This is a genomic window from Vitreoscilla stercoraria DSM 513, assembly GCF_000382305.1.
GTDB classification, from domain to species: domain Bacteria; phylum Pseudomonadota; class Gammaproteobacteria; order Burkholderiales; family Neisseriaceae; genus Vitreoscilla; species Vitreoscilla stercoraria.
The window spans coordinates 134,102-147,744 of record NZ_KB908020.1 but is presented as its reverse complement, the minus strand read 5'-3'; the positions used below and the strand labels follow the sequence as shown (position 1 = coordinate 147,744).

General features: G+C 43.7%; 10 protein-coding genes. 6 read left to right on the top strand and 4 right to left on the bottom strand.

All coding sequences use genetic code 11. The features are described from left to right. Nucleotides 1-66 precede the first annotated feature (66 nt). Nucleotides 67-2,658: a bifunctional aconitate hydratase 2/2-methylisocitrate dehydratase gene (acnB, locus tag H150_RS0103305; RefSeq protein ID WP_019957627.1), complete on the bottom strand. Its 2,592-nt coding sequence runs from the start codon at nucleotides 2,656-2,658 to the stop codon at nucleotides 67-69. A gap of 353 nt (nucleotides 2,659-3,011) precedes the next feature. On the opposite strand from acnB, the gene H150_RS0103300 reads away from it, so the two are divergent. The 5 genes from H150_RS0103300 to H150_RS14685 all read left to right on the top strand — a co-directional run bounded on the left by H150_RS0103300 (nucleotide 3,012) and on the right by H150_RS14685 (nucleotide 7,337). Then, nucleotides 3,012-3,323, top strand: coding sequence for an ArsR/SmtB family transcription factor (locus H150_RS0103300; RefSeq protein WP_026353429.1), 312 nt, complete (start codon nucleotides 3,012-3,014; stop codon nucleotides 3,321-3,323). A 196-nt stretch (nucleotides 3,324-3,519) separates the two neighbouring features. Then, nucleotides 3,520-4,353: an amino acid ABC transporter substrate-binding protein gene (locus H150_RS0103295; protein WP_019957625.1), complete on the top strand. Its 834-nt coding sequence runs from the start codon at nucleotides 3,520-3,522 to the stop codon at nucleotides 4,351-4,353. 103 nt (nucleotides 4,354-4,456) lie between these two features. Next, entirely contained in the window at nucleotides 4,457-5,101 is a 645-nt protein-coding gene (locus tag H150_RS0103290) for an amino acid ABC transporter permease (RefSeq protein ID WP_019957624.1), read from the top strand. 4 nt (nucleotides 5,102-5,105) lie between these two features. Further along, nucleotides 5,106-5,861 (top strand): amino acid ABC transporter ATP-binding protein, encoded by a 756-nt coding sequence (locus H150_RS0103285; protein WP_019957623.1) that lies wholly within the window; start codon nucleotides 5,106-5,108, stop codon nucleotides 5,859-5,861. A 240-nt stretch (nucleotides 5,862-6,101) separates the two neighbouring features. Further along, nucleotides 6,102-7,337 (top strand): ankyrin repeat domain-containing protein, encoded by a 1,236-nt coding sequence (locus H150_RS14685; RefSeq protein WP_019957622.1) that lies wholly within the window; start codon nucleotides 6,102-6,104, stop codon nucleotides 7,335-7,337. A gap of 65 nt (nucleotides 7,338-7,402) precedes the next feature. On the opposite strand, the gene H150_RS0103275 is transcribed toward H150_RS14685, so the two are convergent. After that, complete coding sequence (locus H150_RS0103275; RefSeq protein WP_019957621.1) at nucleotides 7,403-8,926, bottom strand: cation:proton antiporter; 1,524 nt, start codon at nucleotides 8,924-8,926, stop codon at nucleotides 7,403-7,405. Between the two features lie 274 nt (nucleotides 8,927-9,200). After that, nucleotides 9,201-10,514, bottom strand: coding sequence for an MFS transporter (locus tag H150_RS0103265; RefSeq protein WP_019957619.1), 1,314 nt, complete (start codon nucleotides 10,512-10,514; stop codon nucleotides 9,201-9,203). A 509-nt stretch (nucleotides 10,515-11,023) separates the two neighbouring features. On the opposite strand from H150_RS0103265, the gene H150_RS0103260 reads away from it, so the two are divergent. After that, complete coding sequence (locus H150_RS0103260; RefSeq protein WP_019957618.1) at nucleotides 11,024-11,656, top strand: nitroreductase family protein; 633 nt, start codon at nucleotides 11,024-11,026, stop codon at nucleotides 11,654-11,656. A gap of 198 nt (nucleotides 11,657-11,854) precedes the next feature. Here H150_RS0103260 and lpdA read toward each other — a convergent pair whose 3' ends face one another. Further along, entirely contained in the window at nucleotides 11,855-13,630 is a 1,776-nt protein-coding gene (gene lpdA / locus H150_RS0103255) for a dihydrolipoyl dehydrogenase (protein ID WP_019957617.1), read from the bottom strand. Nucleotides 13,631-13,643 lie beyond the last annotated feature (13 nt).

The window sequence follows — 13,643 nt, the reverse complement described above, 5'->3', positions numbered from 1 at the left end:
CAGGACGCTTGCTACAAAAAAGCCCCATCCGAAGATGGGGCTTGATGCAAATCATTTATTCAATGATTAAATCTCAACTTTAGCAGCAACCGTTTCGTATTTTTCAATTTGATTGAAATTCATGTAACGGTAAACTTCTGCGCCTTTTTCGTTGATGATGGCCACATTTTGATGGTATTCCTCAACGCTTGGCAAGTGACCCAATTTAGATGCAATCGCAGCCAATTCAGCCGAGCTCAAATACACGTAAGTGTTTTTGCCCAAACGGTTCGGGAAGTTACGAGTAGAAGTAGACACCACAGTCGCACCTTCGCGCACTTGTGCTTGGTTACCCATACACAATGAGCAACCTGGCATTTCCATACGCGCGCCAGCACGACCTAAGATGCCGTAGTAACCTTCGTCAGACAATTGCTCTGCGTCCATTTTGGTAGGAGGCGCAACCCACAAGCGTACTGGAATGTCCGCTTTGCCTTCTAACAATTTACCTGCAGCACGGAAGTGACCGATGTTGGTCATGCAAGAACCGATGAACACTTCATCAATCTTAGTGCCAGCGACTTCAGACAATACTTTCACATCATCTGGGTCGTTAGGGCAAGCCAAGATAGGCTCTTTGATGTCGTCCATGTTGATTTCGATAACAGCTGCGTATTCAGCATCAGCATCGGCTTCCAACAAGTTAGGATTCGCCAACCATTTTTCCATGCTTTCAATACGACGCGCCAAAGTGCGGGCATCTTCGTAACCGTCAGCAATCATGTTTTTCATCAATACGATGTTAGATTGCATGTATTCAATGATCGGTTCTGGGTTCAATTTAACCGTACAACCTGCAGCAGAACGCTCAGCAGAAGCATCGGTCAATTCAAACGCTTGCTCTACTTTCAAATCAGGCAAACCTTCAATTTCCAACACGCGGCCAGAGAAGATGTTTTTCTTACCAGCTTTGGCAACAGTCAACAAGCCCGCTTTAATAGCGTACAAAGGAATCGCGTTCACCATATCACGCAAAGTGATACCAGGTTGCAAGTTACCAGAGAAGCGTACCAATACCGATTCAGGCATGTCCAAAGGCATCACGCCAGTGGCAGCAGCAAATGCTACCAAGCCAGAGCCTGCTGGGAATGAAATACCGATAGGGAAACGAGTGTGCGAGTCGCCACCAGTACCTACTGTGTCAGGCATCAACAAACGGTTCAACCAAGAGTGAATCACGCCATCGCCTGGACGCAAAGACACACCGCCACGAGTTGAAATGAACTCAGGCAATTCTTTGTGGGTTTTCACGTCAACTGGTTTTGGATACGCTGCAGTGTGACAGAATGATTGCATCACCAAGTCAGCAGAGAAGCCCAAGCAAGCCAAGTCTTTCAATTCATCACGAGTCATAGGACCTGTGGTGTCTTGAGAACCAACAGTGGTCATTTTAGGTTCACAGTAAGTACCCGGACGCACGCCTTGGTTTTCTGGCAAACCACATGCGCGACCAACCATTTTTTGAGCCAAAGTGAAGCCAGCAGAAGTTTCAGCAGGTGCTTGTGGTAAACGGAATGCATCTGATGCAGGCAAGCCCAAAGCTTCGCGTGCTTTACCAGTCAAACCACGACCGATAATCAAGTTAATACGACCACCAGCTTGAACTTCGTCCAACAACACTTGTGATTTCAATTCAAAGTTAGCGATGGTTTCGCCTGCTTTAACGATTTTGCCTTCGTATGGATAGATGTCAACCACATCACCCATGTTCAAGTTAGACACATCTACTTCGATAGGCAATGCGCCAGAGTCTTCTTGGGTATTGAAGAAAATCGGTGCAATTTTGCCACCCAAGCACACGCCACCGAAACGTTTGTTCGGTACAAATGGAATGTCTTGACCTGTGTACCAAATCACAGAGTTGGTAGCAGATTTACGGCTAGAACCAGTACCCACAACGTCGCCCACGTAAGCGACCAAATTGCCTTTAGCAGTCAATTCTTCCAACAATTTTACAGGACCCACAGAACCTGCTTGGTCGGGCGTGATGCCATCACGTGGGTTTTTCAACATGGCCAACGCGTGCAATGGAATATCAGGACGGCTCCAAGCATCAGGGGCTGGAGACAAATCGTCGGTATTGGTTTCGCCAGTCACTTTAAATACAGTGATGGTGATTTTTTCTTCTACTTTAGGACGTGAAGTGAACCACTCAGCATTGGCCCAAGATTCAATCACTTCTTTGGCATAAGCATTGCCATTGTCCATTTTAACTTTTACGTCATGGAACGCATCAAACATCAACAAAGTATGTTTCAAGCCTTCAGCCGCAGTTGCTGCCAATTGTTCGTCGTCCAATAACTCAACCAAAGCTGAAATATTGTAACCACCCAACATGGTACCCAATAATTTGGTTGCCAATTGCGCATTGACCAATGGACTTGCCACTGAGCCTTCAGCCACAGCAGCCAAGAAAGAGGCTTTAACTTTAGCAGCATCATCCACGCCAGGCGGCACACGGTGGGTCAACAAATCCACCAAAAACTCACCTTCACCTTCAGGTGGATTTTTCAACAACTCAACCAAGTCAGCAGTTTGAGCAGCTGTCAATGGCAAAGGTACGATTCCTAAAGAGGCGCGCTCTGCCACATGGGCACGGTAACTATCCAAGAAAGACATTGATGTTTCCTTTTGTTTAAATATAAACGGTTCTTATTCGTATTCTATGCTGTTGCAAAACAACATGTAGATTTTAAATCAAATTTAGTCTGTATGAAACTGCTTTTATCACAATCATCTTGATTATAGATTTATACAATCTAAACAAGAATCAGTTACATTTAATAAAGTCATCCAACAATCTTCAAAAGATTAAGATACTTAATGAGTTTTTGTCATAATACATAGCTATCTTGCATATTTATAAAGAATATCAACTCTCTAAAAGTATTTATTTTTATTTACATTTTCATTCCATATGATTAAAATTTTATAAATTACTCTATTTTCTGTTTTCAATATGTGTGAATACCATGAATTCGAACCATTTAATGTGGCAACAAGCTGAAAATGTTGCACAAATTTACAAGTTACTTAGCAACCCACATCGCCTGATGATTTTATGTGTTTTATTGGAACACCAAGAATTGTGTGTCGGTCAATTGAATCGCTATATTCATTTAAATGCTTCGCCCTTATCGCAACATTTGAAAATTTTACGCGATGAAGGTTTGGTCAGTCCGCGCAAACAAGGACAGACTGTTTTTTATCATGTTTCAGATCCTATGATTTCACAGTTAATTACTTTAAGTAAGCAACTGTATTGCACCGATGCAACTGTTTAAGATACCCCTTTTAAAAAAACTAAAAAACACCCTCAAGCTTATTCATTGTTTCTAAAAAATCCAATTCGCGACAATTTCACACGTTTTGATTGCCAAACTTCACAATAAAGATGACAATCTCAAGTTGAATTTTGATGTTCTTGTCGCATTTTTAATCATTTTGTAGTTATACGCACTTCTTTAGGATGACCGTTTCATGCAAAAATTATTTGCCTCTTTGATGACAGTTTCTGTATCAGCCATGTTATTGAGCGCTTGTGGTGGCAATAGCAACCAAACCGCAGCTCCTACTACACCTGCTGCTTCTGACACACAAGCTGCCAGTGCTCCTGCAGCCGCTTTGCCAAGCAAAATCGTAGTAGGCTTGGATGACAACTTCCCTCCTATGGGCTTTCGTAATGACAAAAACGAATTGGTTGGTTTTGACATTGATATGGCTCGTGCTGCAGGCGCAAAAATGGGCATTGAGATGGAATTCAAACCGATTGATTGGTCTGCCAAAGAATCTGAATTGAAATCCAAACGCATCGACATGTTGTGGAACGGTTTGACCATCACCGAAGAGCGCAAACAAAATATTTTGTTCTCTAAGCCTTACATGGAAAACCATCAAATCATCGTGGTTGCAGCGGGCTCTCCAATCAAAGTCAAAACCGATTTGAATGGTAAAGTCGTCGGCGTACAGGACGGAAGCAGTGCGGTTCCAGCGATTGAGGCCGATGCCGTTGCCAAATCATTCAAAGAATTGAAAAAATATGGCGACAACGTGACCGCTTTGATGGATTTGGGCGTGAAACGCATTGATGCGGTGGTAGTCGACGAAGTGGTAGGTCGTTATTATGTGGCTAAAAAACCAACTGAATACGTGGTTTTGGAAGACAACTTTGGCACTGAAGAATATGGCGTAGGCATGCGTTTAGAAGACGCAGCCTTGCAAGCGAAATTGCAAGAGGCTTTGGATAATATGAAAGCCGACGGTACTTCTGCTAAAATTGCCAACCAATGGTTTGGTAAAGACATCGTGAAATAAGCACGATACTGCGTTTGTAACACCTTACAACGCTGTCTGAAATATCATTCAGACAGCGTTGTCTTTTGTTGAAAACGTACCGATTTTAAGTTTGGAAACACACATGGATTATTTATTACAAATGCTACCGCCCATGTGGGAAGGGGCTCAAGTCACGCTAAAACTGTTCGTGATTACCTTGATGCTCTCTGTCCCTTTGGGTTTGATTTTGGCATTAATGCGCTTGTCAAAATACAAAATACTGGATGTACTGGTCAATGGCTATATTTGGCTGATGCGTGGCACACCTTTGATGCTGCAAATGCTGTTCATCTATTTTGCCTTGCCATCAGTGGGCATCTTGCTGCCTGATTTTACTGCGGCAGTGGTGGCATTTGCTTTGAATTATGCTGCTTATTTTGCCGAGATTTTCCGTGGTGGTATTTTGGCCATCGGCAAAGGTCAATACGAAGCGGCCAAAACTTTGGGTATGTCTTACCCCCAAACCATGCGCCGCATTGTGTTACCGCAAATGTGGAAAAAAATTCTCCCGCCTTTGTCCAACGAAACCATTACCTTAGTCAAAGACACTTCTTTGGTTTACATCTTGGCATTGAATGATTTGTTGCGTGCCACACGCAATATTGTGCAACGCGATTTCAACGTGACCCCGTTTATCACTGCTGCTGCCTTTTACCTCATCATGACTTTGATTTTGACTTGGATGTTCCAATACATGGAGAAACGCTATGCCGTCTACGAAGACTGATTGGATGATTGACGCTCAGCACATCCGCAAATCTTACGGTTCATTGGAAGTGTTAAAAGATGTGAGTTTACAGGTCGCTAAAAGCGAAGTGGTGGCGATTATTGGTTCGTCTGGCTCGGGCAAATCTACCTTGCTACGCTGCTTAAACCATTTGGAAGTCATCAATGGCGGCAGCATTGCCATTGAAGGTTTGACGATGGTGGCATCTGATGCCCAAGGCAACGCTCAATACAAATCAGACCAAGAAGTCAAAACCATTTGTGCACAAATGGGCATGGTGTTCCAACAATTCAACTTATTCCCGCACATGACTGTGATTCAAAACATCATCGAAGCGCCGATGACAGTCAAAAAAATGCGCAAAGAAGACATTTTGCCTTTAGCGCACGAATTGCTTGCCAAAGTCGGCTTGGCTGAAAAACACGATTTTTACCCATCGCAATTGTCTGGTGGTCAAAAACAACGTGTGGCCATTGCCCGTGCGTTGGCGATGCAGCCTGACATCATGTTGTTTGATGAGCCAACTTCGGCACTGGATCCAGAACTCACTGGTGAAGTACTCAAAACCATGCAGCAATTGGCCGAAGACAATATGACCATGGTCGTGGTGACGCATGAAATGGGTTTTGCGCGTGAAGTGGCAGATACAGTGTGCTTTATGGATGGCGGTGTGATGTTGGAAGTGGGCGAAGCCAAAGCTTTTTTTGACAAGCCCAAGCATCCACGTACACAAGCTTTTTTAAGCAATATGTTGAAATAAATATTGCTTTGACTGACCCACATGACAAGCGTCCTGTAACCATTTACAGGACGCTTGTCATGTGGGTCATGATATTTTAATCATCAAGAGATATATTTCATATCACAATCGCATCACTGCCAGTGATTCATTCCAGCCGCCGTTCAAGCTTGAAAACTTTACCTAAAACAACATGCTCAGTCATAATTTGGTTTATGCTAAGGCATTCAGAAAATAATTTTAACCAAGGACAATGACAATATGGGCAGTCGTGATTATTATTTTCAAATATTGGTTGTCAATCGACAAGGCTATATCAATGAGTTAAAAGAAATTTTTGAGAACAAATTAGACATTCACGAAATGGATTCTGAGCAGCAAACCAATTATCTGCACATTGCTTTGCAAAATGCCACGCAAACCACGCCACCTATTGAAACGATACAATTTTATTTAGACCACCACTTAGATGTCAATTTACAAGATATCGTTGGCAACACACCTTTGCATTATGCGCTTGTTCACGGCAATATTGCATGCGCTTTATTGCTCTTAAAAGCAGGTGCCAATCCCAACTTGGTCAATCAAGAGGGGTTTTGCCCTTTGAGCATGTTGCAAGAAATCAATCATTTAGATTCGCGTTTAACATTATTACAGGCCATGTTAGCCCAAGGTGGCGATGTCACTGCCAAAGCACCCAATGCATTGAGCATTGCCGCATCTTACGCCTTTAAAACCCAAACAGACCCATCGTTTGAAGCAGTGGTCGCTGCGATAGAGCAACACACACAAACCATCATGCCAGCTGCTCACACAACGCCCAGCACAACCACACCGATCATGGCGGCCACCGTTGCCAATTTGGCAAGCACTTCTGCGGCAGTAGCTCCGACCAAACCCACCACCTTGCCTAGCCAAATCGAAAGCGAAATTCATTTTCGCGTACAAGAAAATATCTTGGTTTCTACCGATATCGTCCAACACATTATGGCGCAATTTCATTTAGATGAAACGGTGTTAACTCTGGTTCAAAATACGGTGCGTGAGCAAAGACAAGCTTTGATTGCGGCTCAAAAAAAATGGCCAAGCATGACCGATTGTGAAAAATTATTATTGGCATTTTATGCTTTGTTCAAGCAAGGCATCATTGCCTTGCCTGCCGCTTGCACCAATACCGATGGCAGCCATGCCCAAATTCATGCCTTTCAAACCCGTTATCAAGGTGACAAGACGTTTCAAGGATTTTGTTTTTTTAGCTCAGAAGACATACGCCATGTTTTAGCGCACCGTGAATTGCCATTGACGCTTGGCACCATTGCGTCACCCTCTCACGACTCAAGCACGCAGAGTATTAGCAAAATCATTGCCGAGCAATTGAAAGCACAAGGTCTGCATGTTTCTCAAGACAAACATGCCAACCAAACCATCACCATCAAAGATTTCACTTGGCGCAATCGCAGTGATTTTCATGTTTTTAAAACCAAATATCTGATCTAGTTTGCAAACAAAACAAGCGTCCTGTAAAGCTTACAGGACGCTTGTTTTATTCTTACATTTAATGATTAAAAGTTTTTCGGGTCTTCCAAACGTTTCACTTCTGCGGCCAATTTTTCTTCATTCAATTTATCCAGACCCATTTCAGAAGCCTGACTGGTTTCTTTGGCATCAGCCACCACCAAACATTCAGGATTGTGCACCACAATTTGCTCTTTGCCTTGAGCATCTTCCGTCACCCAATACATCATGCCTTTGCGATTAAACACTTTGTGACACCATCTTTGATACCAACCTGAAAAACCTGTTTTGGGTTCATCTGGATTGTAATAAAACGCATTCATCACGCCCGGCAAACCCAAACCACAAACCAAGCCTGACAACAACACGCACACGAATGTGTAGCCGATTAAAATATCACTGTATTTGCTCAATGGTGGCATATTCGCCACCGCCAAAATCAACGCTAACGAAATGCCGCCACGCACCCCACCCCAAGATAAAATCGTCAAGCTGCCATTGTAACTTTGGCGTCTAATACTGCGAAATGGGACAAATGCCAAGAAATTGGCGGCAAATCGAGCCAGATGCAAAATCACAAAAGCCACCACGCCACCAATGAGCAAATCAACATGAAAATCAATGATGAACAACTCCATGCCAATCAAAGTGAACAAAAATGAATTAATAATGCCTTCTACCGTATGCCAAAAATGGTTCACTTCAGACACTTCTTGTTCAGACAAAATTTCTTGCCAACGATTACCCACCACCAAACCAGCAATCACACAGGCAATCGGACCTGAAGCATGGGCATACAAAGCCACCAAATACGAACCTGAAGCCAAAAACGCTGTCGACAAAATCAAAGATTCCATCTCATGTTTGCCTTTGAGCAAACGCAAAACAAACCAACCAAAAGCCAAGCCAATGATGACAGCAACCACAATTTCATATGCCAAAACACCCAAAGCGCCCACCACAGTGAACTCGCCACCTTTAATAACAGCCAAAATCGTCATGAACAAAGCGATACACACCGCATCATTGAACAAAGATTCGCCTTCTAGCTTCACCATCAAATGGTGAGGAGCTTTGACCGAACTTAACACGCCTTTGATACCAATAGGATCGGTAGCACCCAAGGCCGCGCCCAACAACAACAAAACCAACAAACCAACTTTGTGCCCTGTCGCGATTTGATAACCATACAAAGCCAAGCCAAAAAATACGGCACACAAAGCCAACGCAATGCTGGCCAAGATGGCAATCGGTTTGAAATATGTCTTCAAATCAGAAATTTTGAATTTCAATGCCGATGAAGTCAAAATAAAACAAATCACGCCATTGATTAAAAAATCATAAAAATCAATGCCTCTTACCGCATTTTCAATTTCTTTAATATTGATGTGCACAAAATCATTGTGACCAAATAAACTGACTGCCCATTGCAACAAAAACACCGCTACTGCCGATACAATCGGCACACCAATGGCAGCAGGCAAACCCAATACCCGCTTATTGAATAAAGTCGTGGCAATGGACAAGCCAAATACCACTGTGAACATTTGCAAAAAAGAATAACTGCCCATTTCCCATCCCCCTTAAAACCTGTCTTGACACCGAGCGACTTGATAACACCCAAAAAATTCAATTCAATTTCATTTGATTCAATATAAATGAGTTTATTTATACCCTGTCATCAGTCTTTTAACCATATTAGATTATTTATTTCATGTCTATCAAATCAATTTACCATCTTTCATTAAAACTTCATATTTGAAACACATCAAAAAAGCGTCCTGTAAATGTTTTACAGGACGCTTGTCACGCTTCAATCAATTGATCATAAAAGGACAATGAAATTCATGCGGTATTTTTTTCAAATCGGCAATAAAACACTGCCGCTGCCACAGACACCACTACCGATAAGAACAACACATAATACAATGCCCCAATCGGCGAATATTGACTCAACCATTGCACAATAGGCAAAGTCAAGCCACCGACAATGGCATAAGCGACGTTATAAGTGAAAGAAATACCTGTAAAACGCACAGGCGCGGCAAACATACGCACCATCAACAAAGGTACAACGCCGACAGAGCCTGCCACCAAGCCTAAGACGGCATAAGCGATGAAAATGCTGCTCTCACTCCAAACCCCCAAATGGGTGTAATACACATAAGCGGCAATGCCCGTGGCCACGCCTCCTATCAACATGCTCTTGCCACCACCAATACGATCTGCCAACCAACCGAACAGCACACAACCGACCACTTGCATCACAATGCCTGTGCTTTGCAATACAAACGCATCAGCACGCTGGTAGCCAAATGTACTGGTTAACAATTGCGGCATAGACAACAAAATCACCACCACACAAGCGGTCAAAAACCATGTGAACAACATGCCCAAGACCACTGAGACTTTGTAATTTTGCAAAATCTCTTTAACAGGCAAACCTTGGTACAACTGTTTGCGCTCTTGCATGGCTTTGAACACAGGCGTTTCTTTCAAATAAGAACGCAAATACATGGTTAAAAAACCCAACAAACCACCAATGATGAACGGAATGCGCCATGCCCAATCGTGAATTTGGGCTTCGGTAAAATTTTTGGCAATGGCCAAAGACATCAACGCACCCAATAAAATGCCAAACGACAAACCCGCAGTCAGCGTACCATTGGCAAAACCCACATGGCGTGGCGGCACATGTTCAGACACAAACGTCCACGCAGCAGGCACTTCACCACCAATGGCAATACCTTGCATCACCCGCATCAATAACAACAATAGCGGCGCAGCATAACCGATAGTTTCAAACGTCGGCAAAATACCAATCATCAAAGTCGGTACCGCCATTAAGAAAATAGACAAGGCGAACAAACGCTTGCGCCCAACCAAATCACCAAAATGCGCCATCACCACACCACCAAGCGGCCTGAAAAAATAACCTGCGGCGAAAATACCATAAGTATTGAGCATCGCCCAAAATGGACTCAGCGTGGATGGAAAAAACAACTCCGAAATGATTTTGGCGTAAAACACATAAATCACAAAATCATAAAACTCTAAGGCACCGCCTAAAGAGGACAAAGACAAAGTACGGTAATCTTCACGATTGAGATAACGGTTGCCATGCACGTCATCGTATTGGTCAACTTTTAATTGGGTCATATTGTGCTTTTAAAAAAATAGTCAACGATTTCTCACTCTAAATAATACATTAAATGTATTTAAATTTCAAAATTTATAAAAATAATGAAATTTAATTTCAATTAAATATGTTTAAAATAAGATTTACAACAGAATATGTTAATTTATTTAAAAAATAAGTCAATCATAAGCCATCAAAATACGATGCAATCGTATTAAAAATACATATTAATAAAACATGGGGAGTCAAATTAAAAATTCAGTTGATTATTTTTTAATCAAAACACCAAATCATTGATATACCTAAACTAAACCATCTTATCAACACACTTATACACAGATTCTGTGCATGAATTGTGGACAAAATCAATCCTCTGTTTCTCAACACATACCTGCATTTGAAAAAAATCTAAAGCCTGAAAAAAATCCTTACAAATCCATACAGTTGACTCACTACCAAAACTATTTGGTCAAATTTGTATCTATTGTGATTGCCAACCACATCATGTTTACATGTTCAAAGGACTCAAATGCAATTGATTGACGCTTTACAACACCGCTCTGCCGTCAAACGCATGACAGGTGAAAAATTAGACCAAAACGTGGTTAACACTATTTTAGAAGCCGCTCGCCTAGCACCAACTTCGGCAGGCTTACAACCGTTTCACATCGTGTGCGTGAGCGATCAAACCTTAAAACAAGCATTGGCACCAGTGGCTTTTAACCAGCCACAAATTACCGAATGTTCGCATTTGTTGGTGTTTGTGTCGTGGGATGCGATGGACGATGCACGCATTGATCAACGTGATGCCGAAGCACGCACCATTCGCAAACAAGATGCGTCTGTAACCACCGAGACAATTCAAGGCTTGAAGGATTTGTTTGGCGGTTTTACCCAAGAGCAGCAATACCATCACTCAGCCAAACAAGCCCACATCGGCATGGGCGTGGCCATTGCTGCGGCAGCGCTGTTGGGTGTGGCTGCCACACCGATGGAAGGCTTTGACAAAGAAGGCATGGACCAAGTGTTGCATTTGTCTAAATTGGGTTTGAAATCGGTGACTTTGCTGGCGTTGGGCGTGCAAGACGTGGAAAACGATTGGTGGTCAAAACTTGAAAAAGTGCGCATGCCGATGGATGAATTTGTGATTATCAAACCATAATGGTCATGCTTAATGATGCCACCATAGGCGTTCTGTAAAGCTTTGACATAAATCGTCACCTTTGATGCTTAACCATAATCCAAAGCGTCCTGTAAACCTTTACAGGACGCTTTTAGCATATACATGACCTGCACAAAAAAACAGCCTGTTACCGAAGCAATCAGGCTGTAAAACCAAGCAAGCTTTCTTTCAATCAAATTATTTTTTACGCATCGGCGGCAAATCGGTACAAACGCCCAATGCCACTTCTGCTGCCATACCAATAGACTCACCCAAAGTTGGATGCGGATGAATGGTTTTGCCGATGTCTTCGGCATCACAACCCATTTCAATGGCCAAGCAAATTTCGCCTATCATGTCACCTGCGTGCGTGCCAACAATGCCACCGCCGATGATCAAGCCAGTTTCAGCATCAAAAATCAACTTGGTAAAGCCTTCGTCGCGGCCATTGGCAATGGCACGGCCTGAAGCTGCCCACGGAAACACCGATTTGGTGATTTTGATACCATCGCGTTTGGCGATTTCTTCGGTCACACCTACCCAAGCCACTTCAGGATCGGTGTAAGCCACACCTGGAATCACACGCGCATCAAAAAACGCTTTGTGACCGGCACAATTTTCCGCTGCCACATGGCCTTCGTGCACCGCTTTGTGCGCCAACATCGGTTGACCGACAATGTCACCAATGGCGTAAATGTGCGGCACATTGGTGCGTTGGGTTTTGTCAACATTGATAAAGCCGCGCTCGGTTACCGCCACGCCTGCTTTGTCCGCGCCAATTAACAAACCATTAGGTTGTCGGCCCGCTGCCACCAACACCAAATCATAACGTTGTGGCTCGGTTGGAGCTTTCGCACCTTCAAACGTCACGTAAATGCCGTCCTCTTTAGCCTCAACGCCCACCGTTTTGGTATTCAACATGATGTTGTCAAAGCGGTATTCGTTCATTTTTTGCCACACTTTGACCAAATCACGGTCCGCGCCTTGCATCAAGCCATCCATCATTTCCACCACATCCAAGCGTGCGCCCAATGTGCTGTAAACAGTGCCCATTTCCAAACCGATGATGCCACCACCGATAATCAGCATTTTTTCAGGCACGGCTTTCAATTCCAACGCACCCGTTGAATCCACAATGCGAGGGTCTTGCGGAATGAACGGCAATTGGGTCACGCGGCTGCCTGCGGCAATGATAGCGTTTTTAAAGGCCACCACTTTTTTGTTCGCGGTTTCGTCCTTGCCTGTGCCTGTGGTTTCGGTCACTTCAAAATGGTTGGCAGAAATGAACTGCGCATTGCCACGAATCACGTCCACTTTGCGCGCTTTGGCCATGCCAGCCAAACCTGTTGTCAGTTTGCCTATGACTTTTTCTTTGTAACCACGCAACATGTCGATGTCAATTTCAGGCTCAGCAAACTTGATGCCGTTGGCGGCCAAATGCTTGACTTCATCCATCACCGCAGCATTGTGCAACAAAGCTTTCGATGGAATGCAACCGACATTCAAACACACACCGCCCAAAGTCGCATAACGCTCAATGATCGCCGTTTTCAAACCTTGGTCGGCAGCGGCAAAAGCGGCTGAATAGCCACCAGGACCACCGCCCAACACCACCACATCGTACTCAGCTTCAGCGGCACCTGAAAAATTCGCTGCCGCTGGTATAGGCGCAGCTTCGGTTTTCGGTGCAGCTTCGGTTTGAGCAGCTGTCACCGCAGATGTGGATTCGGCTGCAGCAGCAACCTCAATCACCACAATCACACCGCCTTCAGAAATCTTGTCGCCCACAGCCACTTTGATTTCTTTGACCACGCCCGCTTGTTCAGCAGGCACATCCATGGTGGCTTTGTCGGTTTCCAAAGTGATTAAAGTGTCATCCACAGCCACGCTGTCGCCCACTTTCACATTCACGTCAATGATATCAACATTTTCGCTACCACCAATGTCAGGGACTTTTAATTCAATGAGAGCCATAATTACCTCTATT